Origin of the sequence: Pseudomonas tolaasii NCPPB 2192 (assembly GCF_002813445.1) — a bacterium.
GTDB classification, from domain to species: Bacteria; Pseudomonadota; Gammaproteobacteria; order Pseudomonadales; family Pseudomonadaceae; genus Aquipseudomonas; species Aquipseudomonas tolaasii.
Genome location: NZ_PHHD01000001.1, coordinates 3,983,375 through 4,008,108, shown reverse-complemented (window position 1 = coordinate 4,008,108; position 24,734 = coordinate 3,983,375). Strand labels below are relative to the sequence as shown.

Here is a 24,734-nt window from a genome sequence, read left to right as displayed (position 1 = left end):
AGGAGCGCGCCACATGGCCACCTTGCACACCCAGCTCAACCCGCGCTCGCCGGAATTTGCCGCCAACAGTGCGGCCATGCGCCAGCAGGTCGACGCCCTTCACACCCTGCTCGCCCAGGTGCAGCAAGGCGGCGGCGCGAAAGCCCAGGAACGCCACACCTCGCGCGGCAAGCTGCTGCCCCGCGAACGTATCAACCGCCTGCTGGATCCGGGCTCGCCGTTTCTTGAGCTGAGCCAATTGGCGGCTCATCAGGTGTACGGCGAAGACGTGCCGGCTGCCGGCGTGATCGCTGGCATTGGCCGCGTGGAAGGCGTCGAATGCATGATCGTCGCCAACGATGCCACGGTAAAAGGCGGCTCCTACTACCCGCTCACCGTGAAAAAACACCTGCGCGCCCAGACCATCGCCGAGCAGAACCGCCTGCCGTGCATTTACCTGGTGGACTCCGGTGGCGCCAACCTGCCGCGCCAGGATGAAGTCTTCCCGGACCGCGAGCATTTCGGGCGCATTTTCTTCAACCAGGCCAACATGAGCGCCCAGGGTATTCCGCAAATTGCCGTGGTGATGGGCTCGTGCACCGCCGGCGGCGCCTACGTGCCGGCGATGGCGGACGAGGCGATCATGGTGCGCCAGCAGGCCACCATCTTCCTCGCCGGGCCACCGCTGGTGAAGGCCGCGACCGGCGAAGTGGTCAGCGCCGAAGACCTGGGTGGCGCCGATGTGCACTGCAAGATTTCCGGCGTGGCCGACCACTATGCCGACAGTGACGAACACGCCCTGGCCCTTGCGCGGCGCAGCGTGGCCAACCTCAATTGGCGCAAACAGGGCGAACTGTTGCAACGCCCGCCCATCGCGCCGTTGTACAGCAGCGAGGAGCTTTACGGCGTGATCCCGGCCGACGCCAAGCAGCCGTTTGACGTGCGTGAAGTCATCGCACGGCTGGTGGACGGTTCGGTGTTTGATGAGTTCAAGGCACTGTTCGGCACCACGCTGGTGTGCGGTTTTGCGCATTTGCACGGCTACCCGATGGCGATCCTGGCCAACAACGGCATTTTGTTCGCCGAAGCTGCGCAAAAAGGCGCGCACTTTATCGAACTGGCCTGCCAACGCGGTATTCCCCTGCTGTTCCTGCAGAACATCACCGGGTTTATGGTTGGCCAAAAATACGAGGCTGGCGGTATCGCCAAGCACGGCGCCAAGCTGGTGACGGCGGTGGCGTGCGCCAAGGTGCCGAAATTCACGGTCATCATCGGCGGCAGCTTTGGCGCCGGTAACTACGGCATGTGCGGCCGCGCCTATGACCCGCGCTTTTTGTGGATGTGGCCGAATGCGCGCATCGGCGTGATGGGTGCCGAACAGGCGGCCGGCGTGCTGGTGCAGGTCAAGCGCGAGCAGGCCGAACGCGCGGGCAGCGGGTTCAGTGCCGAGGAAGAAAGCGCGATCAAGCAGCCGATCCTCGACCAGTACGAAACCCAGGGCCACCCCTACTATTCCAGCGCGCGCCTGTGGGATGACGGCGTCATCGACCCGCTGCAGACCCGCGACGTGTTGGCCCTGGCCTTGTCCGCTTCGCTGAATGCCCCCATCGAGCCGAGCCGCTTCGGCGTGTTCCGCATGTAAATGGAGCCGTACCCCATGAGCGATTTCAACACCCTCGAACTGATCACCGACAGCCGTGGTTTCGCCACGCTGTGGCTCAGCCGTGAAGAAAAGAACAACGCGTTCAATGCCGAGATGATCCGCGAACTGATCATCGCCCTCGACCAGGTGCAAAGCGACGCGTCCCTGCGCTTTCTGGTGTTGCGCGGGCGTGGCAGGCACTTCAGCGCCGGCGCCGATCTGGCCTGGATGCAACAGTCTGCCGAACTCGACTACCACACCAACCTGGACGACGCCCGCGAGCTGGCAGAACTGATGTACAACCTGGCCAAGCTGAAAATCCCGTCCCTGGCGGTGGTGCAAGGTGCAGCCTATGGCGGCGCGCTGGGTCTGATCAGTTGCTGCGACATGGCGATTGGCGCCGATGACGCGCAGTTCTGTTTGTCGGAAGTGCGCATCGGCCTCGCCCCGGCGGTGATCAGCCCGTTCGTGGTCAAGGCCATCGGCGAACGCGCCGCCCGGCGTTATGCCCTGACCGCCGAACGTTTTGGCGGCCAGCGCGCGCGGGAGATCGGCTTGCTGGCGGAAAGCTATCCGGCCGCCGAGCTGGATCAACAGGTCGAAAAATGGGTCGCCAACCTGCTGCAAAACAGCCCGGCCGCGATGCGCTCCAGCAAGGATCTGTTACGTGAAGTGGGCAACGGCGCCCTCACCCCGGCCCTGCGCCGTTACTGCGAAAATGCCATTGCGCGGATTCGTGTCAGCCCAGAGGGCCAGGAAGGTTTGCGGTCCTTCCTGCAAAAACGCCCGCCCAGCTGGCAAGCCCAGGAGCCACGTTTATGAGCAAACCATTGACCACCGTGCTGGTGGCCAACCGTGGCGAGATTGCCTGCCGGGTCATGCGCACCGCCAAAGCCATGGGCCTGACCACCGTGGCTGTACACAGCGCCATCGACCGCGATGCACGCCACAGCCGTGAGGCGGATATTCGAGTGGACCTGGGTGGCAGCAAAGCCAACGAAAGCTATCTGCAAATCGACAAAATCATCGCCGCCGCCCAGGCCAGCGGCGCCCAGGCGATTCATCCGGGCTATGGCTTCCTGTCGGAAAACCCAGGCTTTGCCCGCGCCATTGAGGCCGCCGGGTTGATCTTCCTCGGTCCGCCCGCCTCGGCCATTGATGCGATGGGCAGCAAATCCGCGGCCAAGGCCTTGATGGAAACCGCCGGAGTGCCGTTGGTACCGGGTTATCACGGCGAAGCGCAAGACCTGGAAACCTTCCGCGCCGCCTGTGAGCGCATCGGCTACCCGGTGCTGCTCAAAGCCACGGCCGGTGGTGGCGGCAAAGGCATGAAGGTGGTCGAGGATGTCAGCCAACTCGCCGAGGCGCTGGCCTCTGCTCAACGTGAGGCGCTGTCCTCTTTCGGCAACGGGCAGATGCTGGTGGAGAAATACCTGCTCAAACCCCGGCATGTAGAGATCCAGGTGTTTGCCGATCAGCACGGCCATTGCCTGTACCTGAACGAGCGCGATTGCTCGATTCAGCGTCGGCACCAGAAGGTCGTGGAAGAAGCACCCGCGCCCGGTTTGAGCGTTGAACAACGCAAGGCCATGGGCGAAGCCGCCGTGCGTGCAGCCCAGGCCATCGGGTACGTGGGTGCGGGCACGGTGGAGTTTTTGCTGGACGCCCGTGGCGAGTTTTTCTTTATGGAGATGAACACGCGGCTGCAGGTGGAACACCCGGTGACCGAGGCGATTACCGGCCTCGACCTGGTGGCCTGGCAGATTCGTGTCGCGCAGGGGGAAGCGCTGCCGATCACCCAGGAACAGGTGCCGCTGATCGGGCATGCAATTGAAGTACGGCTGTACGCCGAAGACCCGGCCAATGATTTCCTGCCGGCGACCGGGCAGTTAGCGCTGTACCGGGAATCGGCAATCGGCCCTGGCCGCCGCGTGGACAGCGGCGTCGCACAGGGCGACAGTGTTTCGCCCTTTTACGACCCGATGCTCGGCAAACTGATCGCCTGGGGTGAAGACCGCGAACAGGCGCGTCTGCGGTTGCTGGCCATGCTGGATGAATTTGCGGTCGGTGGGCTGAAGACCAACCTTGGCTTCTTGCGGCGCATCATCGGCCACCCGGCATTTGCAGCGGCAGAATTGGATACCGGGTTTATCCCGCGTTATCAGGATGAGCTGCTGCCCATTCCCGGCGAATTGAGCGACGGGTTCTGGCAAGCGGCGGGCACGGCCTTTATGCAGAGCTTGCCGGCGGGTGAAGGTCCTTGGGCGGATACGCGCGGGTTTCGCGCCGGGTTGCCGGCAGAGATCTCGCTGCACCTGAGCTGCGCGGGTCAGGACCGTTTGGTGACCCTGGAAGATCACGCTGCGTACTTGCAGGGCGAACAGTTGGTGATCGAGCGTGACGGCATCCGTCGCAACCACCTTGCCGTGCGTCACGAAGGCACGGTGTACCTGCGCTGGGACGGCGAGATGCAGGCTATAAGCTTGTTTGACCCGATTGCAGCTGTCGAGGCCAACGCTTCCCATCAAGGCGGCCTGACAGCCCCGATGAACGGCAGCATCGTGCGGGTGTTGGTGGACGTCGGCCAAGCCGTTGAGGCCGGCACGCAATTGGTGGTGCTGGAGGCGATGAAGATGGAGCACAGCATCCGCGCGCCCCAGGCGGGTGTGGTCAAGGCGCTGTTTTGCCAGGAAGGCGAAATGGTTGCCGAAGGCAGCGCGCTGGTAGAACTGGAAACGGCGGACTAAAACTTCGCCGTGGCCTGCACCACCACGCCGAGCACTCGGCAATCCTCGGTGAACAGCTGCTTGGGATAGGTGGGGTTGAGGGGTATCAGGTAAAGCTGGCCGCTTTCTTCCATCAACTGCCGGAAGGTTGCCTGGGGGCTGTCGGCCCATTGGGCGACCACCAACTTGCCGGGCTCGGCGTCGATGGCCGGATCGACCAGAATCATCATCCCGGCGCCGATGCTCAGGCCGCTGGGGGCGGTCATGGCGTCGCCCGTCACGGGCAGCCAGAAGGCTTCGCCACGGGCGTGGTAGTCAGTCAATTCGAAACGTGCGGCGCCGTAGGCCGGGCGTTCTTCGCGAATTTCGCAGACGCCTTTCCAGTCACTGACCGGGTAGCGGAAATACGGGTTGTAGTGTTTTTCCGCAGCGGGGTGTTCGTCGACCCTTTCACGAATTTCCAGCGCGACTTCCAGGTACTCCAACCCCAGCTCGGCGAGCACCCGGTTCATATCCGCCAGGCTGGGAACCCGGCGCTTGTTGAGCCAATGGCCTACGCCGCCTTGGGACATGCCCAGGCGTTCGGCCAGTTCGTCTTGTGTGACCTTGCGGTCTTTCATGTTGGCTTTGACCAACGCTATCCATTTATCCATGGGGCCTGACAATACGGTGCGTATTTTTCCGGGCAATAAACAGTTTGTAGTAATCCATAAAATGACATAAATACGATACGTACTAATATCGGCTCTATGGATTTTCGCCCACTGACCGAGTACACAACTCTATGACGACCGCCCCGTACCTCCTGCCCGACAGCCCCCAAAATGACGAGCTGCATGGCATGCGCAGCAGTGGCGCTGCCCAGCGCGCATTGGACTATTACTTGAAGGAAGAGCTGTCGGCACCGCTGCCGGACGGAAACTTTTTCGCCATCAAGCCCGGCATCAGCCAGGAAGAAGCCCTAGTGCACGCTTCCGATCTGCTGCGCAGTGCTGCGGCCACGGCTTACGAATCGGCGAGCAGCCATCAGGGCAACCAGCGCGACCTGGCGTTCTCGGTGGTGTATTTGATTGATATGGCGAAAGCGATGGTAGAGCGGTCGTTGCAGGTGCCTGCTTCGAGTCAGGCAAGCGGATAACAGACGCGAAGAAAAATATTTCTATCTCACGGATAAAAACATTTGACTTGCAAATGATAATGATTATTATTGGACCCAGCTGATCGCGAGATCAGTCGATAGACCAAGGGACCTTAGGTCGGACTCTTGGAATATCTCCTCATCAGGCTAATCACGGTTTTTGACCCGGCTCTTTGGCCGGGTCTTTTTTTTGCCAGTTTCCCTGGCGTGGCTTCAGGCTAATGAAGACTGTGTGTTGCTTGATGGCGCGCATGGTAGCAAAAGACTATCGCCAAAAGAAAGCCACACGAACGCTCTAGCCCGGATCTTTGCGAAATAGCGCTTGAGAATCAATCTCATAGATTCTAAGCTGCTGGCGCGTCATGGATGACGCCCCCTCCCCCCGCGCAACAATTTTGCATCAAGATTTTGCCTGACTCCTGTGTAAGATATCCGCCACAACACTCATATTCAGGCAGCCAGACTATGACCGTGGCCTTGACCTCCATCAAGATCAGCACCGACTTCGACAGCGGCAACATCCAGGTCCTGGATGCCAGCGACGCGTATCAATTGCTGCTGGCCATCAAACCCGATACCCGCAGCCCGCATTTCCAATGGTTTCACTTCAAGGCAGAAGGCATGCATGTGGGGCACACCCACAACTTTCGCCTGAGCAACGCGAGCCAGTCTTCCTACAAGAATGCCTGGAGCGGCTACAACGCCGTGGCGTCCTACGACCACATCAACTGGTTCCGCGTGCCCACGCGCTTTGACGGCGAAACGCTGCACATCACCCTGGAAACCCGCGAGAAACACGCGTGGTTTGCCTACTTCGAACCTTACAGCCGTGAACGCCACGACTGGCTGATCGAACAGGCCATCAACCGTGCCGGTACCCAACTGCTCGCCACCGGCAAAAGCGCCGAAGGCCGTGATATTCAGTTGCTGCGGCGTGGCAAGGGGGGCGAAGGCCAGCGCAAGGTCTGGATCATCGCCCAACAACATCCCGGCGAGCACATGGCCGAATGGTTTATGGAAGGCATCATCGAACGCCTGCAACAGGACGGTGATGACGAGCTGAAAAAGCTGCTGTCCGTCGCCGACCTGTACCTGATCCCCAACATGAACCCTGATGGTGCCTTCCACGGCCATTTGCGCACCAATGCCATGGGCCAGGACCTCAACCGTGCCTGGCAAAGCGCCAGCCAGGACATCAGCCCCGAAGTGCTGTTCGCCCAGGAACAGATGGAAAAATACGGCGTCGACCTGTTCCTCGATATCCACGGCGACGAAGAAATCCCCTACGTATTCACCGCTGGCTGCGAAGGCAACCCGGGCTACACGCCACGTATCGAGGCGCTGGAAAAGCGCTTCCGCAGCCACTTGAGCGCCCTCACCCGCGATTTCCAGACCACCCACGGTTACACCCGCGACCTGCCGGGCGAAGCCAATATGACCCTGGCCTGCAACGCGGTGGGCGAAAAGTATGACTGCCTGTCGCTGACCCTGGAGATGCCCTTCAAGGACAACGACGACGCGCCCAACCCGAAAACCGGCTGGTCGGGTGAGCGCTCCAGGCAGTTGGGCAAGGACGTATTGAGCAGCGTGGCGGATATCGTCACCGTCTTGCGCTGACTCCCACCTCTCCCTGTGGCTGTGGCTGTGGCTGTGGCTGTGGCTGTGGCGAGCGAGCTTGCTCGCGCTGGGACGCGAAGCGGCCCCCGGCAGGCATCGCTAATTCATCTGACACATAGCGCTGTCAGGTAGAGGGGCTGCTGCGCAGCCCAGCGCGAGCAAGCTCGCTCGCCACACAAAGCTCAGGTGTCACGCTAATCACGTCAGTCCCTGGTGCCCGTCATGCTTTGCAACACACCGTCACGGCGAATCAACCCATGGAACAACGCCGCCGCCAGGTGCAACAACACCGTCAAAAACAACAAATAGGCGAGATACCCGTGAGCCTTGCGCAGTAGCGCAAACAACGGCGCATTCGCCCCCACCAGCGCCGGCAATTGCACGGAACTGCTGAGCATCACCGGGTCACCCGCCGCTGAAATCATCGCCCAGCCCAGCAACGGCAGCACCAGCATCAGCGCATACAACACCACATGGGACGCCTTGGCAGCCAAGGCTTGCCACAGTGGCAAATCGGCAGGCAACGGCGGCTGGCGTGTTGAAAAACGCACCGCCAAACGCACGATGACCAACGCCAGAATCGCGATACCCAGTGGCTTGTGCAGGTGGATCAGCCATTCGTGCCGCTCGGAAACCGATGCCACCATACCCGCGCCGATAAACAGCATGGCGATGATCATCAGCGCCATCAGCCAGTGCAGCAAGCGCGCCAGCGGGGCGAAAAACCGTGGTTGAGCATTCATGGCTTCGACTCCTGTGGGGCACTGTGCAACGGGCTCACTTCACCCGCACGACGCACATACGAACTGGCATAGGCGGCCGAGCGCGCGGCCAGCAGCGGGTCATTTGACGCTTCGATGCCACTGGGCAAAACCAGCGGATCAAAGTTGATATCACGGCAATCACCGTCCGCTTGCGGCTGGCTGCTTTGCAGCACCAGGGTGCCGGCGTTCAGTACTTTGTGCTCGCCAGCCCATTGCTTGCTGGCATCGTCGAGCGGGTCGCCGGGGTTGGCCAGGGTCATGTTCAACTGCCAGCGCAACGGGCCCGAGGCCAGGCGCTGTACCAGGTCTTTTTCGAGGAAGTCACTGCCCGACGGCGCGGTATCACCTGGCGCGTCCTGGCTTTGCGGCACCACGCCCCAGCGCACGGCCTGGCGTTTGCCATCAGCGCTCACCAGGAAAAACGCATTGATGCCGTTATAGGTTTCGGTCGCATAGCTGGCCGACGGCTTGGCAGTCTTGACCCACGCCAGGAACGGCGCGGTCTCCGGATGAGCGGCAAAAAACGCCGGCATATTCGCCGGGTTCGGCTTGCCGGTGGCCGGGTCTGGCGCGCCGGCCTTGAGCATCTGGTAAAACGCCTCGGGCGTGCCCACCGGGAACACCGGCATGCTGTTCATCCCGGTTCGCCATTGCTGGCCATTGGCCTGGCTGAATTGCAGGGCAAAACTGCGGATCGGCACGCTGCTGTCCGGCGCGTAGGGGTTCCCGCTGGGGAGCGCCAAACGACCGACCACCGGGGTTTTCGCCTCGCTGAATACCTGGGCGCTGGAGTAGGCGCGCGCTTCGGGGCTGCTCTCGAAGTAACCGGCCACGCACACGCCCTTGGCATGGTTACGCCGGAAGCCTGGGTGAATGCCATTATTGGTTTCCAGGGCATTGACCAACGTTTTCGGGCGCAGGCGCTGAGGGTCGAGTGTGCCATTGACGTAGGCAAACGCCCCGGCAACAACCGCAACCACGGCGCCGATCCCGGCGAGTCGCGCGATCAGGCTCGCAGTGCTCAGCGGCGGACGGGGCGGTGATGAGTGATCTACCATGAAGTAACTCCAGGGCCAGAGGCCTTAGGGGGTGAAACACAAGGTCGGAGCATTGAGACGAACGCCGATCGGCTCTATTCCAGGCCCTTGAATTTATTTTTCACCCAAAGGAATAACCTTCGACGCCGTACGTCTCTCATGTCCCAGCGTAGTGACCAGCCAGCCAACCATGCATGAACTCGACGAACAGTTACGTGAACTCATCCCCAGGCTGCGGCGTTTTGCCGTGTCCCTGACCCGTAACGCCAGCAGCGCCGACGACCTGGTGCAATCCACGCTGGAACGGGCGATCGTCAGTTGGGCCGACAAACGCATCGAAGGCGACCTGCGCGCCTGGCTGTTTTCAATCCTGTACCGGCAGTTTCTCGATGCCCACCGCCGCAGCCGCCGTTATGCGCGCATGCTTGAATTCTTCACCGGCCGTGACGACACACAGCCGTCGGTCGAACGCACCGTCATGGCTCAATCCGCCCTCAAGGCTTTCGACCAGCTCAACGCCGAGCAGCGCGCCCTGCTGCTGTGGGTGTCGGTCGAAGGCTTAAGTTACAAGGAAGTCGCGGAAATTCTCGATGTACCCATTGGCACCGTGATGTCACGCCTGTCCCGCGCGCGCCAAGCTCTGCGTCAACTCAGTGACGGCGAAATGGCCAGCCCTTCCCTGCGGATACTCAAATGATCAGCCTGCCCCCCAGCGAACGCGATTTGCATGCCTACGTCGACCACCAGTTGCTGGAAAGTGACCGCCGCGCACTGGAAACCTGGTTGGCCGCCCACCCCGATGTCGCCGCCCAGGTACAGGCCTGGCAACAGGATGCGCAGCTGCTGCGTGCCTCCTTGAGCGGCGCCCTGCAACAACCGGCCAACCCCGAGCTTGACCCGGCGCTGATTCGCCAACGCATCAAGCATCAGTCACGCCGGCATTTCGCCACGGCGGCCGTGTTGCTGATCGCCGTCAGCCTTGGCGGCCTTGGCGGCTGGCAGGCTCGCGAAGCCACCCAGCCGTCCGTTGCGCCCATGGCCGATGCGATGCAAGCGTTCCGGCTGTTTGCGCAAGACGGCATCATGCCCGCCGATTACAACACCCGGGACGGCGGCACCATGCAGGCCTGGCTGGATCGCTATTTCAACCAGGCCCATCGCCTGCCTGACCTGAGCCAGTCGGGCTTCAAGCCGGTGAGCGGGCGCTTGCTCACGACCGAGCAAGGCGCTGCCGCCATGGTGCTGTACGAAGACCCGCAAGGCCGGCGCATCAGTTTCTACATCCGGCCACCGGGCCCGGAAAACGGTTTCCTGCCCCGTGGCCGCCGCAGCGCCGACGGGCTGCAGGCCGAATATTGGTCGGGCGCGGGCTACAACTATGCGGTGGTCAGCCCGGTGGACCAGCCGACCACGCAGATGTTGAAGTTCTAGAAGCCCACGTCCAGTACCACGTTGTCCAGGTAAGTGCCCCCCGGTGGCGTGGTCTGGTCGGTATAGATTTTCGCGTTGTAGTTGAACACCTGGCTGCCGGTGCCCAGGCCGTTGCCGGGGTTGACCTCGGCGGTGGAGCTGGCTCGCCGCGCCGCACCGACACTGCCCCAGCGCGTGGTGCCGGCGCTTTTGAAGATGTCGTAAGCCAGGTAGTTGGTGCCGGAAATCATGCGCCGCCGACCACCGACGCTGACCGGGTTCTGGCCGTCGCTCAAGCCCACGGTGTAGGCGCTGCCCTTGGTGCAGGCGATGTTGATGGTCTGCCCGGTCACGGCCGTAAAGCCACTGACCACCGGCGCACTGCCGAAACTGATGTTGGGCGCAGTGATCTGGCAATCGTTGGTCACCGTCATGCTGACCGTCAGCGTCGCCGTTCCATTACCGATATCACGCCCCAGGCAAATGCCGCCAATGCCGATGCCCGAACAATAGTTCCAGCTCCAGGCGATGTTCAGCGTTTCGGTATACACGCCTGCGGCCACATTACTGCCGGTGATGCTGCTCAGGTACAAGGGCACGGTTTTCGCGCCAGGCCCCGCAATCAAGCCAATGCTTTGGGCGATCCCTCCGGCGCCGCCAAAATCAAATTGCGTGCCCCGGGTGATCGGAAAGCTGCTGCTGTTGTTGCCGTAAATCGTGTAGCCGATCACATCACCGGTCGGCCCGACCAGGCCGCTCTGAGCCGAGGTGATGGTGGCGTAAAAGTGGTCCGTGGACACCAGCAGCGAAATGAGTGCAGAGGTGCAGCTCAGCCCCGCGTTGGTGGTCGAGCTGGTTTGCGCTGCGGTGCGCACCGTCATTGAGCTGATCGAACCGAAACCGGCCGGTGCCGTGGTCACCACCGAACACAGCGCCATGACCTGGCCCGAAAACAGTAGCCCCAGCAGATACAACCCTCCCTTGCCCCACACGTTCACTCTCCTTGTTCAGCCCTCATTGGCATACCAACGGCCCGATCAGGGGCACGTCCTGTTGCTGCTCATCGATGTCGAAAGTCGCCTGGCAGGTACGGCCCTCGGCGAGGCTGACCTGCAGCGTGTTATGGGCGCTGAGGTTTTCCAGATAGACCAGGCCATCCCAGCCGACCACGGCCTGGCTGTTGCTCTGTTCGTGAACCACCAGGCTGCCCAGCGGCAATTGCTGATGCTGGCTGTCGACCAGGGTGATGCTCGCAGCCAGCACCCGGCGTAGTGGAAACTCCAGCAAGTAACCGCTGCCACGGCGCACCGCTACCCGTTGCTCCACGTTCGGGCTCTGCACATTCGGCGGCAGGTTCAACGGGTCTATTTCATATTTGGCGCGGTAATAGGCGCTGCTCCACGGCACCAGCAATTTGCCATTACGGTCCGTCTCGCCCACCAACTGGTTTTCATAGCGCACCGGAATACCGCCAAAGCCCTGGGTGCTCACCACCACAAACGCGTCATTGATGCGGTTGGCGGCGAAGGTGTCGCCGCCCATCCACACCAGCGAGCCACTGGCATCCGCCCAACGGGTTTCGGCGTCGCTGCTGCCGTACACGCCGGCCTGCAATTGCACCGATTGCAGGCGCCAGGTCAGGTCGGCCTGGCGATAGGTCGGGCCGTCGCCCTTGGCATACCCGAGGTTGTAGCCCAGCCCGCCGTCACTGGGCACCGCACTGCTGTAGTTGATACGTTGGCGACTGGCGCCGTCCTTGCTGCGCTCGGTGCTCAGCGCCAGGCTGCCATTGAGATCGAACGGAATGACCAGTTGCGCCTGCATCGCCCAATTGCTGTCGCCGATCTCACGATTGGCCGACAGATAAAAACTGGTGTTGCGCCACAGCGGTTTGCTCCAGCTGAGGTTGAGCAGGCGCGTGCGCGAATCGTCGGCGGCCTGCACGTCGAAATAGCCGAAGCCCAGGCTGCCGAAACGCTCAAGGTTAAGGCTCAAGGTGACTTGCTCGCTGCGCTTGCTGAGGCTGGCGTAGGGCGTGTCGACCAGGGTCAGGTCGGCGTACTCATCGTGCCGTTCCACCCTCTGGTACGAGAGGCTGTAGCGTGAGCTGTTGTATTGGTAGCCCAGGCTCAATTGCTGGCCGGTGCGCCCATCGAACCGGCTCTGGCTGACGGCGGTGTTGAGCACGCCGAAATTACCCAGCCGCAGGTTGCCGCCCAGCCCGCCAAGGGTCAGGTCCCTGGAGGCTTCGGCGTGGCTTTCCAGGGTCAGGTTGTCGGAATAACCGTAACGAAATGTGCCACTGGTTACGCCCGGGCCGTAGCCGAAGTCACGCACGGTGTAGTCCCGACGCAAGGTCCCGGCGGCCACCGAGAAATCCGTCAAACCCTTTTGCAGCAGCGTGCTGGTGACGTAAAACGGTACCGTGGTCGACACCTGGCGCCCCAACGCGTCAGTGGTCACCACCACCGCTTCACCGGCGCCGTTGATAAACGGGATGTTGGTCAGGGTGTAGGGCCCCGGTTGCAGCAGCGCACTTTCGGATTTGTAACCGTTGATAAACAGGTCGACCGAGGACGGCACCGCCGCTTCGCCGGCAAATTGCGGCAAGGGGTAAGTGACCAGGTCCGGGCGCACCGCAAAATCCCGCGACAATTGCACCCCGCCCAGGCGCACCGAACTGCTCCAGGGCAGCGAACCGCTGATCACGTCGCCAGCTTCATAGGTCAGCAACCGCTCGTCATCAGAAAAACGCCAGGTGGTGTCGTAACGCCGGTAGCCGTTATTGAGCGTGCTGTCGCTGACCCCGCCGGCCAGGGTCTGACGGTACTGCCCGGTGTTGGACAAAGTGCCCCAATTGTCGAACAGCCGCACTTCGTTCCAGGCCGCCAGGTAGCTGCCGCCGTCATCGGTGTCGTTGAAATACACGTCATAGTTGAGCAAGGCACCGAAGCTGCTCATCGCCTGGGTGCGCGGGTAGGTATTGCGGTTGCCGATAAACTGCTCCTGCAGCCACGACGGCGGCACGTCCAGCAGCAGCCGCTGGCCATTGCTGTCGTAATCGCTGTGCAGGCCAGGCACCTTGTCGAGGTCGATGCTGCCGCTCAGGTCGCCAGGCAGTTTCATGCCCACGTCCTGCAATGCGCTGGCCGGCACGTAAAGTTGCCCGGCACGCTGATCGACCGCGATGACCCGGCCCGTGTCCATCTGGTTGACCACCAGCTCCAGAAACAGCTGTGCATCGGCGACCGCCTCCATACTGCCGGGCGGCGGCGGCAGGTCGCCCGCCACGCCCGGAAGCGCGATCATTGCGCCCCACAGCCCGCTCACCACTGCCAACGACGGCCACCTACAACGAGCCAGACCACGGCTCCATGGCGTTGTGTCCTTCAATGGACATCTCCATCCTGTTAAACCCGGGCATCATCCCGTCCCGCTGCAAAAACGCTTATCGCTTGGGCGCCAGGCTCTCCAATTGGGGGGCGCCGTTAACGCGCACCTGCAATGGCTGGTCGGCGGACAACGCATCCGGCACGGGCCAACGCATGGTGGCGCCCGGCAACACGTAGCCCAGCAACCCGTCGACCAAGGGGCGAGTCTGCCCACCCTGCTTGAACGAGGCATCGGTCAGCCGCGCATGCACGGCGCCCTGGTTGCGCACCTCGATGTAGGTGCGCCCCGCTACCGTGACTTTTTGCCAGCTCAGGTCCGGTTTGCCCGCGCCCTTGGGGTCACGCTGGCGGGCAGCGTCGTCCTTGCTCCACAGCCCCGCGCCGTAGGCGAACAGCGGCACCGAATAACGCATCTGAAAGCGAATCGCGGCGGCCGTATTCTTGCCTTCCGGCGGCGGCGGCACCTGCAGGGCCGTGGGAATTTCATCAATGATGATGCGATAGGCCAGCTCCTGGCCCGGCGGCACTTCGCGGGTGCGCGTCAGGCGTACCAGTTGCTTCTGGCCCGGCTCGATCTTTGCCACCGGCGGGCTGCCGATCACATCGCGCTGGTTCTGGTACTGCTCGTCAAAACCGCTCTGGCTCCAGGCAAACACCCGGATCTGCAGGCTGGCGGTCTCGGTACCACGGTTTTCCAGCCACAGCGCGCTGGCCTGTTGGTCGGCCTCCAGCACGGGGTCGATCGGCCAGATCAGCACCGAGCTTGCAGCCTGCACACACCCTGCGGCGCACACGGCCCCCAGGGCAACACCCGCGGCCCACAACCGCCGGGAAGTCGAACGCATAAACCCACTCCTTATACCGATAGCCCCTACCACGTCAGCTGCACCTGCAGCGTGTCGCTGTACGTCCCCCCAGGCTGATTGCCCGGTAACTGCACCCGGCCGTAAATCGGCAGGCTGATGTTGTTTGCATCGCTGTAGGTCACATTGACGCTCTGACTGACCCCCAGGGCCTGGCTGAACGCCGCATCCCGAAACAATTGGTAGGCCACCCGCGCACTGCCGCTGTTGAGCTGCAAATTGCGCCCGGTGCCGCTGTGCAGACCGCCGTCGACGCTCATGCTCAACGTCACGCCAGGCGTGCATTGCAAGGTCACACCGCCGGTCAGCGCCGCCGTGACGGTGCTTGTCGCCAGGGCCGAATAGCTGCCGTAGGTCAGTGCACCATAGTTGGAGCCGCCGCCCACGATCAGGCAGCCCGGCGTGATGGTCGCGCTCACCTGGAAGCTCTGGCTGGTCACCGCCGACAACGGCAGCGGCACCACCAGCGTGCACACCAGCACTGCCCTCGCCACCGAACGGTTCATGGCGTCAGAACGTCAGTTCCACTGCCACCGTGTCCGTGTAGGTTCCGGCCGGCAGCCCCGCCTTGCCCACCGCACGCCCGTAGAGGTTCACGGTCTGCGCCACGCCGGTACTGGCCGCCAGGGTGATGACCCCGTCGATGGCCAGCAACGCGGAATGCCCGCTGTCGGTGTAGAAGTCATAGGGCACGAAGTTGCCGGCACCGTCCGCCAGAGCACGAGTGCCGCCGGGGGAGGCATTGTCATGGGCCCCGGCGCGCACCTTGATGGCGGGCGTGGTGCCCGCCGAGCACAGCACTGACAGCGCACCGCCGGTGCCGGTGCCGCCGAGCAATTGGGCGTCGGCGTTGGTGAACAGGCTGTTGGTGGTGCCGAAGTTCAGGCTACCGAAGTTCAGGCCGGTGGCTGCGCCGGAGCCGTTGACCTGGCAGCTGGCGATCAACGTCAGGGTGGAGCTGATCTGGCCGGTCACGGTCGTCGCCGCATTGAGGCTGGAGGTCATCGCCAGGCCCAATACACACAGGCCAATCCGAGATACACGTGCATGCATGATGTTCATCCTCTTGATTTACCAGTCCAGTGTCACCGTCAAAGTGTCGGTGTAGATCCCTGCCGGTAAGGCACTGGTATTTGCCACCACGGAACCGAATACCGGGATCGGTATCTGGGTACCCTTGGCCACGACAAAATTGCGTTGCTGCCCGATGCTGTAACTGCTGCGCCCCTGAGGGTCAGCAGACAATCGATAAGGAATGGTCTGACGCCCGTTGCTCAGGCGCCGCGTAGTGCCATCGCCATTGGTGCCGCCGTCGATGGTCACGGTAAAACTGGAGACCGAGGGGTTGCACGACACCGCCAATGGCGCCTTGTCGCCATCGGAAATACCCGCGCCGAGCGTGTTGTTCCAGGTCGGGCCCTGGCTGCCGAAATCCAGCAACGCCGTGCCGCCCGTGGGGCTGACCGGCGCGCTTTCGGAGCCCTTGCTCACCTCGCAACTGGCGGTGATCACCAACCGCGCGTGAATCTGCCCGCTCACGGCCGCCGCCTGGGCGTCGTCGGCCAGCAGCAACAAGCCGCCCATGGCCATCACGGCCAGATAGCGGCTTACCATGTGACGGTGACCTTGAGCAGGTCGGAGTAGCGGCCGACGGCAGGAATGTCTTTGAGCGGCTCGATGCGGCCATACAGCGGTAAATCGACCGAGCCGGAATCCGGTACGCGGCCGCTGACCGGCACGTTGACCGGCAACGGGATCAGCCGCGCGGCGTCGGCGTAGATACGATAGGGAATGGGTTTGCTCGACGGGCTCGCGGCGCTCAGGTAGCGCACTTCGCCGACGCCGCCGTGCAGGCCGCCGTCCACGCGCATCTGGTAAGGGGTGTCGGGGTTGCATTCCAGGCGTGGCTGACGCTGGCTGATCAGGGCCGCACTCAGAGGCCCGGCCGGGTCATCCAGACGCGGGCCGCTGCCGAAATCCAATGTGCCAAGTTGCTCGATGCCAGCACTGCGGGTGGTGCCCACCAGCTGGCAGCCGCGCTGCACGTCGATACGCACCTCCACCTGGAGCTGCGCAGCGCCGGCCGTGCTGCAAAGCATCGCGCCCATGACTGCCAATACCGCTCGTCCCTTCACGGCCCCAATTCCTTATACAGGGGTGACTGCTGTGTAGGAGGTTAGTCACTCAGGGCGAAACTGCCAGTCTTGGCAGGATTGCGCCTGCGCCATGCCCTTTTGAGATAGCTGAGGCGACCCTTCTCTATTGGTCAAAACACCCCGCTCGCCCTAAAGTGAGCAACCACCGAGACACAGAGTGACCCGCCTTGGCCGTGCTTTCCCTGATCCAGCGCCTGCTCGGCAAGAAAACCGAGCCCCCCGTCGACACCGCCATCCCGGCGTTTTTCCAGGACCGTGCAGAGCAGCAGGGCTATACCCTCAGCGACGGCCAAAACCGGGCGGTGGCCGCCCTGGCCCGGGAAACCGCGCACCTGCTCGCCGGGCAAGCGACCCGCAGCCTGTACCTGCACGGCCCGGTGGGGCGCGGCAAAAGCTGGCTGCTCGACGGGTTTTTCCAGGCATTGCCGGTTGCCGAGAAACAGCGGGTGCACTTTCACGAGTTCTTTACCCGTCTGCATCGCGGCATGTTCAAGCACCGCGCGCAAGACGACGCCCTCGGGGTGACCCTCGACGAGTTGCTGGCGGGCTGCCGAGTGCTGTGTTTCGACGAGTTCCATGTCCACGATATCGGCGATGCCATGCTGATCAGCCGGTTGTTCAAGGCGTTGTTCAAACGCGGCGTGCTGGTACTGGTGACCTCCAATTACCCGCCCGAGGGTTTGCTGCCCAACCCGCTTTATCACGAGCGTTTCAAACCGGTGATCGACCTGATTGCCGCGCGCATGGACGTGCTGGAAGTCAGCTCGCCGCAGGATTTTCGCAGCCTGCCCCAGGCGCGCAGCGCGCAGCGCTTCACCCGCGGACACTACGTGTGGCCCGGCACGGCGCCACAGCGCGAGGCACTTGGCCTGCCGCCCAGCGATTGCCCGCCGCAACCCTTGACCGTCGGCGCTCGGCAATTGACCTGCCGCCACCACACCGCGCGCACCATTGCCTTCACTTTCAACGACCTCTGCGAGCAGCTCACCGCCGTAATGGATTACCTGCTGCTGTGCGAGGACTACGACCACTGGATCATCGACGGCCTGCCACAACTGGCCGATTGCCCGATCGCCGTGCAACAACGCTTCATCAATCTGGTAGACGTGCTGTACGACCGCGACAAGCAACTGACCCTGATCGGCGAGCAGCCGCTGGACACCGCCCTGAGCGGCCAGGCCATCGACCTCGCGCGCACGGCGAGCCGCCTGAATCAATTGCAAACCGTCAGCCCGCAACACGCAGCCGACCCGGTATCATGAGCGCCATTTACGCCCTCTAGCCGAGTAGCCGCGCCGTTCATGAATACCCTCGCCCAACTCAAGGCTGGCCAATTGGCCGGCATCACACGCCTGGACCTGGCCTGCGGGCTGACCGAATTCCCTCGGGAAATCTTCGAACTGGCCGACACCCTGGAAATCCTCAACCTCACGGGCAACGCCCTGAGCAGCCTGCCCGACGACCTGCACCGCCTGAAGCACTTGCGCGTGTTGTTCTGTTCGGACAACGCCTTTACCGAGCTGCCGGAATGCCTGGGCCAGTGCTCGAACTTGAGCATGATCGGCTTCAAGGCCAACCAGATCAGCCGGGTACCCGCCGCCGCCCTGCCGCCGCAGCTGCGCTGGCTGATCCTCACCGACAACGTCATCAGCCAACTGCCCGATGAGCTGGGCGAGCGGCCGCTGCTGCAAAAACTCATGCTCGCCGGTAACCATTTGGCACACCTGCCGCCAAGCCTGGCGCAGTGCCACAACCTTGAGTTGCTGCGCATCGCCTCCAACCGCTTCACCCAGTTGCCGCACTGGCTGCTGACCCTGCCAAGCCTGACCTGGCTGGCCTACGCGGGCAACCCGGTGGAAATGGCGGTGGACGTGGCAGCTGACGACACAACGCCGGATATTGACTGGTCGGAACTGGCGCTGGGCGAAGTGCTGGGCGAAGGCGCTTCGGGGATTATCCGCAAGGCACTCTGGAAGCCTGCCGCCAAGCCGGTCGCGGTCAAACTGTACAAAGGCACCATCACCAGCGACGGCTCGCCGCTGCACGAAATGCAGGCGTGCATCGCCGCCGGGTTGCATCCGAACCTGATCAAGGTGGAGGGCCGCGTGGTCGGCCATCCGGATAACCAGGCCGCGCTGGTGATGGACCTGATCGAGCCGAACTACCGCAACCTGGCGGCCCTGCCGAGCCTGGCGTCGTGCACACGCGATGTCTACGAGCCGTCTACGCGGTTCAGCCTGGAGGTCGCGTTACGCATGGCGCGGGGCGTGGCCTCGGTGGCGGCGCATCTGCACCGGCACGGCATCACCCATGGTGACCTGTACGGCCACAATATTTTGTGGAATGAAGCGGGTGATTGCTTGCTGGGAGATTTTGGCGCCGCGTCCTTCCATGCCACGGCGGACACTCTGGAAACACGGGCGCTGCAGCGCATTGAAGTACGCGCCTTCGGGGTGTTGCTGGGGGAATTGCTGGAGCGGGTTGACGGAGCGAATGACGCGGCGCTGAAAGCGCTGCAGGAACGCTGCTGTCAGCCGGATGTACTGGCGCGGCCCGGGTTTGAGGAAATCGAAGCGCTGCTCAATTCTGTCAGACACCCCTAAGCCATTGTGGGGGCTGGCTTGACTGCGATACGGCCCTATCATTCACCCTTTCAGTGACAGATACACCGCTATCGCAGGCAAGCCAGCTCCCACATTTTAGCCAGCCAGGCCGACAAACATATCCTGCACGTCGTCATGGTTGTCCAAGCCTTCGAGGAAGGCTTCAACTTCGGCCATCTGCTCATCGGTCAAACCGCTGACCGGGTTTTTCGAGATGTAACCCAGCTTGGCCGACAGCACGGTGAAACCCTGTTCCGGCAGGGCTTTCTGCACGGCGTCCAGGTCAGTGGTCTCGGTGATGAACAAGGTGCTGCCTTCTTCTTCGCCGTCTTCGAAATCCTGCGCGCCGGCTTCAATCGCGGCCATTTCCGGATCGGCGTCCGGGGTATCCGGCGACGCTTCGATCAGGCCGACGTGGTTGAAGTCCCAGGCGACGGAGCCGGAAGCGCCCAGTTGGCCCTTGCGGAACGCCACGCGGATTTCTGCCACGGTGCGGTTGATGTTGTCGGTCACGCACTCAACGATCAGCGGCACCTGATGGGGCGCGAAGCCTTCATAGGTCACGCGGTGGTACTGCACGGTTTCGCCCAACAGGCCGGCGCCTTTCTTGATGGCGCGGTCCAGGGTTTCCTTGGGCATCGAGGCCTTTTTGGCCTGTTCCACCACCAGACGCAGGTGGGCGTTGGTCGCGGTGTCGGCCCCGTTGCGGGCGGCAATGGTGATTTCTTTCACCAGCTTGCCGAAGATCTTGCCCTTGGCATTGGCTGCCGCTTCTTTATGTTTGACTTTCCACTGTGCGCCCATGACTCACTCTCTTCTCGTCCATCGCGCCCAAACGTCTACTGGCTGGCGCTTTGGGGGCAGAGTTTATAGGGCAGGAAAAGATCGTTCCAGCAAAAAACCGTCAGGACGCCAACTCGAAAAACGCCTGGATCAGCCGCAATGCGCGACGCCGCTCCATGCAGCCGAGCATGTGCCGGTTGACCAGCCCGTCGCCTTGCAAGGGAATCGCCTGCACCCGTGGATCGCGACTGACTTCCATGGATGACACCACCCCAACCCCCAACTCAGCGGCTACAGCCTCGGTCACTGCCTCACGGCTGTCCAGCTCCAGCAGCACCCTGGGCTTGACGCCCGCGGCGGCGCAGGCGTCGTCGAAGGTGCGGCGAGTGATCGAACTGGGTTCACGCAGCACCATGATCTGCTCATGCAACTGGTCCAGACGAATACCGTCAGGGTCTGCCAGCCACGGATGCCCCGCCGGTACCAGTGCGCAAATCCGTGACTCGTTCAACGCTTGCAGATGCAGACCGTTGCGCGGTTCTACCTCGGTCAGCACCGCCACGTCGGCATGCTCGGACAACAGCGCCGCCAGGGTTTCCTGAGCATTGCCCAGGCGCAGGTTCACGGTAATGCCCGGGTAGCGTTCGCGCAGTCGCGCAATCATCGGCATGACCAGGTGCGGACCATCCGCCGCGACCTCCAGACGCCCGGTGAGCAGTTGGCGATTGGCTTCGAGCAACGTTTGCGCCTCGTCCACCAGGCCGAAAATCGCGCGGGTAATGGCCGCCAGGCGCGTGCCCTCCTCGGTCAGCTCCACCCGCCGCGCAGTGCGGCGCAGCAGGGGAATCTGGTAATGCTCCTCAAGCGCCTTGATATGCCCGGTCACCGCCGGCTGGCTGATAAACAGCCGGGCCGCCGCACGGGTAAAACTGCCCTCACGGGCCACGGCATCGAATGCGCGCAGTTGAAACAAATTCATGGCTATCGGCCTCACTGATAGCTCGCATAACAACAAACAATTTGATTGATGACAAGCCAAACTGCAATTTAGGCGTCGTAGATTCAGCCCCAGTTTTGCGAGGACTCGATATGCCCACCGCCGCGCCCATCCTGCTCACTCCCGGCCCGCTGACCACCTCCGCCCGCACCCGCCAGGCGATGCTGGTGGACTGGGGCTCATGGGATGACCGCTTCAATCAGCTCACCGCCAGCGTCTGCGAGCAGTTGCTGGCAATTGTTCACGGCGCCGACAGCCACCACTGCGTGCCGTTGCAAGGCAGCGGCACCTTCGCCGTCGAAGCCGCCATCGGCACGTTGGTGCCGCGCGACGGTAAAGTGCTGGTGCTGATCAACGGCGCCTACGGCAAGCGCCTGGCGAAGATTTGCGAAGTGATCGGCCGTGAGTTCAGTACCTTCGAAACCGCCGAAGACCAACCCACCACCGCCGCCGATGTGGACCGCCTGTTGCACGCCGACGGCGCCATCACCCACGTGGCACTGATCCACTGCGAAACCAGCACCGGCATCCTCAACCCGCTGCCGGAAATCGCCCAGGTGGTGAAACGCCACGGCAAGCGCTTGATCATCGACGCCATGAGTTCCTTCGGCGCCCTGCCGATCGACGCCCGTGAAGTGCCGTTCGACGCCCTGATCGCCGCCTCGGGCAAGTGCCTGGAAGGCGTGCCGGGCATGGGCTTTGTCTTCGCCGACAAGCACGCGCTGGCCGCCGCCGAGGGCAACTGCCATTCCCTGGCGATGGACCTGTTCGACCAGCACCGCTATATGGCCAAAACCGGCCAATGGCGTTTCACCCCGCCGACCCACGTGGTCGCGGCCCTGCATGAGGCACTGCTGCAATACGCCGAGGAAGGCGGCTTGCCCGCACGTCACAGGCGTTACGCGCGCAATTGCCAGGCCTTGCTCGACGGTATGGCCGAACTGGGCCTGCGCAGCTTTTTGCCGGCGGCGATTCAGGCACCGATCATCGTCACCTTTCATGCGCCGCAAGACCCGCGTTACCACTTCAAGGACTTCTACGAAGGGGTCAAGGCCAAGGGGTTCATCCTCTACCCCGGCAAGTTGACTCAGGTCGAGACCTTCCGCGTCGGCTGCATCGGTGACGTGGACGCCACGCAGATGCACGCCGCCGTGGCCGCCATCGCTGAAGTCCTGCAGGCCCTGCACATCAACCTTCCCTCGTCTGGATCGCACCCATGAACTATGAAAACCCCAACACCCTGCAAGCCGTGATCCTCGACTGGGCCGGCACCGTGGTCGATTTCGGCTCGTTCGCGCCCACACAAATCTTCGTCGAGGCCTTTGCCGAGTTCGACGTGCAAGTCTCCATCGAAGAGGCCCGCGGCCCGATGGGCATGGGCAAGTGGGACCACATCCGCACCCTGTGTGACCAGCCTCAGGTGGCCGAACGTTACCGCCAGGCGTTCGGCCGCACGCCGACGGATGACGATGTGACCGCCATCTACCAGCGCTTCATGCCGCTGCAGATCGAAAAGATCGCCGAGCATTCGGCGCTGATCCCCGGCGCGCTCGACACCATCGCCCGCCTGCGCGTGCAAGGGATCAAGATCGGCTCCTGTTCCGGCTACCCCAAACAAGTGATGGACAAGGTCGTCGCGCTGGCGGCCACCAACGGCTACATCGCCGACCACGTCGTCGCCACCGACGAGGTGCCGAATGGCCGCCCGTGGCCGGCACAGGCACTGGCCAATGTGATCGCACTGGGCATTGATGACGTAGCGGCCTGCGTGAAGGTCGACGACACCGTGCCGGGCATCCTCGAGGGCCGCCGCGCCGGGATGTGGACCGTGGCGCTGACCTGTTCCGGCAACGCGCTGGGCCTGACCTACGAACAGTTCCGCGCCCTCGACCCGGCAACGCTGGCCAGCGAGCGCAAACGCATTGAGGCGATGTTTGAAGGCTCGCGCCCGCACTACCTGATCGACACGATCAACGACCTGCCTGCGGTCATCAGCGACATCAACGCGCGCCTGGCGCGCGGTGAAATGCCGCAAAGCCACTGATAGAGGTCAAAACAACGGCACTTGTGCCAGGCGAACCGCTCAAAACCGGCATACAGTTAAACCACTCCATCACAAGAATGGAGGTTTGCCCTGATGAGTGAGGAACCCAGCGATGCCGTGGAAAAACTCCGATACGCGCTACAGCACCATGTCGATCGCGCTGCACTGGTTGATGGTGGTGCTGCTGGCGGTGGTTTACGCCTGCATCGAGCTGCGTGGCCAGTTCCCCAAAGGCAGCGGTGCGCGCACGTTGATCGTCGAAATGCACTTCATGTTCGGCCTCACCGTGTTTGTGCTGGTGTGGCTGCGCCTGTTTGCGCGCAGCCTGGGGGTGGCGCCGAAAATCGTGCCCGCGCCACCACAATGGCAAAGCTTATTGGCCACGCTGATGCACGTTGCGCTGTACGCCTTGATGATCGGCATGCCGATTGCCGGGTGGCTGATCGTCAGCGCCGAAGGGCATTCGGTGATGTTTTACGGCATCGAACTGCCGCCGTTGATCGCGGAAAACAAGGCGCTGGCCAAGCAAATCGAGGGCTGGCATGTGCTGTTCGGCAAGATCGGTTATTGGCTGATCGGGCTGCATGCGTTGGCGGCGTTGGTGCATCACTATGTGCTGCGCGATAACACCGCAATGCGCATGATGCCAGCCCGCTCCCACAGGGTTTTGCGTTAGACGGTAAAGCCCCGGCGGCCCTGCAAGCCGCCGGTGTGCACAAAGATCAGGCGGGTACCGGGGGCAAAGCGCCCGGCGTCGATCTGTTGCTTGAGGGCCAGCAGCGCCTTGCCGGTATAGAGCGGCTCCAGCGGTAAGCCACAGGCATGCTCTGTGGCTTTGATGAAGTCCAGCAACGGCGCGTCAACCTTGGCGAAACCGCCACGGCTGGCGTCCACCCATTCATACCCGCCCCGCACGATAGCCTCCACGTTTTTCGCCACGCCGTGATCATCCGGCACCGCCATCGCCCCGTAGACCGGGTGCGCCCCCGCTTCCGCCAATGCCAGGCCGGCCAGCGTGGTACCCGTGCCCGCCGCCAGCCACCACCCGTTGTAATCAGCCCAACCCAGAGCGTTCAACTGTGCACGGGCTTGCTCAACCAACACCCCGCAACCCTGCGCCCCTGCAATGCCCCCACCGCCTTCAGGCACAGGGTGCAGCTGCGGATATCTCTCGCGCCAGGGCAGCCAGAAACCCGGCTCGTGACGCGCGCGATAGCCGCCATAACCCAGCCAGTGCAGCTGCATGCCGAACGATTTGAGGTCGAGAACAGTGGGTGTGTCTTGCGGGTGACCGCGCAGCAGGCCGACGGTCTGAAAGCCAAAACGCTGCCCCGCCGCCGCCAGTGCGTGCAGATGGTTGGAGTAAGCGCCGCCCAGGCTGATGACGCCCCTGGCCGTCTGCGCCTGGGCCAAATGCCCGGTGAGCTTGAACCACTTGTTGCCGCTGATCAGCGGGTCGATGCGGTCCAGGCGCAGCACCGCCAGCTTCACACCTTGCAGCCAGTCCAACTGCAAGGGTTCAAGGGGAGCGTGGGGCAGCCAATCGAAAGGACCCATCGGGCGGGCTCTGCATGAAAAAGGGG

25 protein-coding genes are annotated in these 24,734 nt (G+C 62.8%); 12 read left to right on the top strand and 13 right to left on the bottom strand.

Going from position 1 to position 24,734, the window contains the following annotated elements; translation table 11 throughout:
- Window positions 1-13 precede the first annotated feature (13 nt).
- Genes ATI14_RS18655 through ATI14_RS18645 form a run of 3 tightly spaced genes read left to right on the top strand, consistent with a single transcriptional unit; the run spans window position 14 to window position 4,368 of the window.
- Window positions 14-1,621: a carboxyl transferase domain-containing protein gene (locus ATI14_RS18655; RefSeq protein ID WP_016974067.1), complete on the top strand. Its 1,608-nt coding sequence runs from the start codon at window positions 14-16 to the stop codon at window positions 1,619-1,621.
- Window positions 1,622-1,636: 15 nt separating this feature from the next.
- Entirely contained in the window at window positions 1,637-2,443 is an 807-nt protein-coding gene (locus ATI14_RS18650) for a gamma-carboxygeranoyl-CoA hydratase (RefSeq protein WP_016974068.1), read from the top strand.
- Window positions 2,440-4,368, top strand: coding sequence for an acetyl/propionyl/methylcrotonyl-CoA carboxylase subunit alpha (locus ATI14_RS18645; protein WP_080520403.1), 1,929 nt, complete (start codon window positions 2,440-2,442; stop codon window positions 4,366-4,368). The genes ATI14_RS18650 and ATI14_RS18645 overlap by 4 nt, the downstream gene beginning before the upstream one ends.
- Here ATI14_RS18645 and ATI14_RS18640 read toward each other — a convergent pair.
- Window positions 4,365-5,000: a LexA family protein gene (locus ATI14_RS18640; RefSeq protein ID WP_016974069.1), complete on the bottom strand. Its 636-nt coding sequence runs from the start codon at window positions 4,998-5,000 to the stop codon at window positions 4,365-4,367. The genes ATI14_RS18645 and ATI14_RS18640 overlap by 4 nt on opposite strands.
- A gap of 131 nt (window positions 5,001-5,131) precedes the next feature.
- On the opposite strand from ATI14_RS18640, the gene ATI14_RS18635 reads away from it, so the two are divergent.
- Entirely contained in the window at window positions 5,132-5,485 is a 354-nt protein-coding gene (locus ATI14_RS18635; protein WP_016974070.1) for a DUF6124 family protein, read from the top strand.
- 465 nt (window positions 5,486-5,950) lie between these two features.
- Window positions 5,951-7,102, top strand: coding sequence for a M14 family metallopeptidase (locus ATI14_RS18630; RefSeq protein ID WP_016974071.1), 1,152 nt, complete (start codon window positions 5,951-5,953; stop codon window positions 7,100-7,102).
- Window positions 7,103-7,305: 203 nt separating this feature from the next.
- Here ATI14_RS18630 and ATI14_RS18625 read toward each other — a convergent pair whose 3' ends face one another.
- The gene (locus ATI14_RS18625) at window positions 7,306-7,845 is read right to left on the bottom strand and encodes a cytochrome b (RefSeq protein ID WP_016974072.1); all 540 of its coding nucleotides are present in this window, start codon (window positions 7,843-7,845) and stop codon (window positions 7,306-7,308) included.
- Entirely contained in the window at window positions 7,842-8,924 is a 1,083-nt protein-coding gene (locus ATI14_RS18620) for a catalase family peroxidase (RefSeq protein ID WP_016974073.1), read from the bottom strand. Before ATI14_RS18620 ends, ATI14_RS18625 begins: the two co-directional genes overlap by 4 nt.
- Window positions 8,925-9,093: 169 nt before the next feature.
- On the opposite strand from ATI14_RS18620, the gene ATI14_RS18615 reads away from it, so the two are divergent.
- Both ATI14_RS18615 and ATI14_RS18610 read left to right on the top strand, forming a co-directional pair.
- On the top strand, window positions 9,094-9,600 hold the full coding sequence (locus ATI14_RS18615) for an RNA polymerase sigma factor (RefSeq protein WP_026083242.1): 507 nt from the start codon (window positions 9,094-9,096) through the stop codon (window positions 9,598-9,600).
- A complete protein-coding gene (locus ATI14_RS18610; protein WP_016974075.1) occupies window positions 9,597-10,334 on the top strand; it encodes an anti-sigma factor family protein in 738 nt (245 codons plus the stop codon). The genes ATI14_RS18615 and ATI14_RS18610 overlap by 4 nt, the downstream gene beginning before the upstream one ends.
- Here ATI14_RS18610 and ATI14_RS18605 read toward each other — a convergent pair.
- From ATI14_RS18605 to ATI14_RS18575, 7 genes are all read right to left on the bottom strand, one after another.
- Window positions 10,331-11,251: a Csu type fimbrial protein gene (locus ATI14_RS18605; protein ID WP_051032818.1), complete on the bottom strand. Its 921-nt coding sequence runs from the start codon at window positions 11,249-11,251 to the stop codon at window positions 10,331-10,333. The two genes, ATI14_RS18610 and ATI14_RS18605, sit on opposite strands and share 4 nt — an antisense overlap.
- A gap of 76 nt (window positions 11,252-11,327) precedes the next feature.
- Window positions 11,328-13,622, bottom strand: a complete 2,295-nt coding sequence (locus ATI14_RS18600) for a fimbria/pilus outer membrane usher protein (RefSeq protein WP_031320388.1) — start codon at window positions 13,620-13,622, stop codon at window positions 11,328-11,330.
- Window positions 13,623-13,761: 139 nt separating this feature from the next.
- A complete protein-coding gene (locus ATI14_RS18595) occupies window positions 13,762-14,550 on the bottom strand; it encodes a fimbrial biogenesis chaperone (RefSeq protein ID WP_016974077.1) in 789 nt (262 codons plus the stop codon).
- A gap of 26 nt (window positions 14,551-14,576) precedes the next feature.
- Complete coding sequence (locus ATI14_RS18590; protein ID WP_016974078.1) at window positions 14,577-15,074, bottom strand: Csu type fimbrial protein; 498 nt, start codon at window positions 15,072-15,074, stop codon at window positions 14,577-14,579.
- A gap of 4 nt (window positions 15,075-15,078) precedes the next feature.
- Entirely contained in the window at window positions 15,079-15,621 is a 543-nt protein-coding gene (locus ATI14_RS18585) for a Csu type fimbrial protein (RefSeq protein ID WP_026083208.1), read from the bottom strand.
- A gap of 18 nt (window positions 15,622-15,639) precedes the next feature.
- Complete coding sequence (locus ATI14_RS18580; protein WP_016974080.1) at window positions 15,640-16,182, bottom strand: spore coat protein U domain-containing protein; 543 nt, start codon at window positions 16,180-16,182, stop codon at window positions 15,640-15,642.
- The gene (locus tag ATI14_RS18575) at window positions 16,176-16,676 is read right to left on the bottom strand and encodes a Csu type fimbrial protein (RefSeq protein ID WP_032806828.1); all 501 of its coding nucleotides are present in this window, start codon (window positions 16,674-16,676) and stop codon (window positions 16,176-16,178) included. The genes ATI14_RS18580 and ATI14_RS18575 overlap by 7 nt, the downstream gene beginning before the upstream one ends.
- Window positions 16,677-16,891: 215 nt before the next feature.
- Between ATI14_RS18575 and zapE the strand changes: the two genes are divergently transcribed.
- On the top strand, window positions 16,892-17,986 hold the full coding sequence (zapE, locus tag ATI14_RS18570) for a cell division protein ZapE (protein WP_016974082.1): 1,095 nt from the start codon (window positions 16,892-16,894) through the stop codon (window positions 17,984-17,986).
- 39 nt (window positions 17,987-18,025) lie between these two features.
- On the top strand, window positions 18,026-19,327 hold the full coding sequence (locus tag ATI14_RS18565) for a protein kinase (RefSeq protein ID WP_016974083.1): 1,302 nt from the start codon (window positions 18,026-18,028) through the stop codon (window positions 19,325-19,327).
- 96 nt (window positions 19,328-19,423) lie between these two features.
- Here ATI14_RS18565 and ATI14_RS18560 read toward each other — a convergent pair whose 3' ends face one another.
- Window positions 19,424-20,131 (bottom strand): YebC/PmpR family DNA-binding transcriptional regulator, encoded by a 708-nt coding sequence (locus ATI14_RS18560; RefSeq protein ID WP_016974084.1) that lies wholly within the window; start codon window positions 20,129-20,131, stop codon window positions 19,424-19,426.
- Between the two features lie 100 nt (window positions 20,132-20,231).
- Complete coding sequence (locus tag ATI14_RS18555; RefSeq protein ID WP_016974085.1) at window positions 20,232-21,089, bottom strand: LysR substrate-binding domain-containing protein; 858 nt, start codon at window positions 21,087-21,089, stop codon at window positions 20,232-20,234.
- A gap of 110 nt (window positions 21,090-21,199) precedes the next feature.
- Between ATI14_RS18555 and ATI14_RS18550 the strand changes: the two genes are divergently transcribed.
- The 3 genes from ATI14_RS18550 to ATI14_RS18540 all read left to right on the top strand — a co-directional run bounded on the left by ATI14_RS18550 (window position 21,200) and on the right by ATI14_RS18540 (window position 23,827).
- On the top strand, window positions 21,200-22,327 hold the full coding sequence (locus ATI14_RS18550) for a 2-aminoethylphosphonate--pyruvate transaminase (RefSeq protein WP_016974086.1): 1,128 nt from the start codon (window positions 21,200-21,202) through the stop codon (window positions 22,325-22,327).
- Window positions 22,324-23,151 (top strand): phosphonoacetaldehyde hydrolase, encoded by an 828-nt coding sequence (phnX, locus tag ATI14_RS18545; RefSeq protein ID WP_016974087.1) that lies wholly within the window; start codon window positions 22,324-22,326, stop codon window positions 23,149-23,151. Before ATI14_RS18550 ends, phnX begins: the two co-directional genes overlap by 4 nt.
- A gap of 112 nt (window positions 23,152-23,263) precedes the next feature.
- Entirely contained in the window at window positions 23,264-23,827 is a 564-nt protein-coding gene (locus ATI14_RS18540; protein WP_016974088.1) for a cytochrome b, read from the top strand.
- On the opposite strand, the gene ATI14_RS18535 is transcribed toward ATI14_RS18540, so the two are convergent.
- Window positions 23,824-24,708 (bottom strand): 1-aminocyclopropane-1-carboxylate deaminase/D-cysteine desulfhydrase, encoded by an 885-nt coding sequence (locus tag ATI14_RS18535; RefSeq protein WP_016974089.1) that lies wholly within the window; start codon window positions 24,706-24,708, stop codon window positions 23,824-23,826. The genes ATI14_RS18540 and ATI14_RS18535 overlap by 4 nt on opposite strands.
- Between the last annotated feature and the right edge of the window lie 26 nt (window positions 24,709-24,734).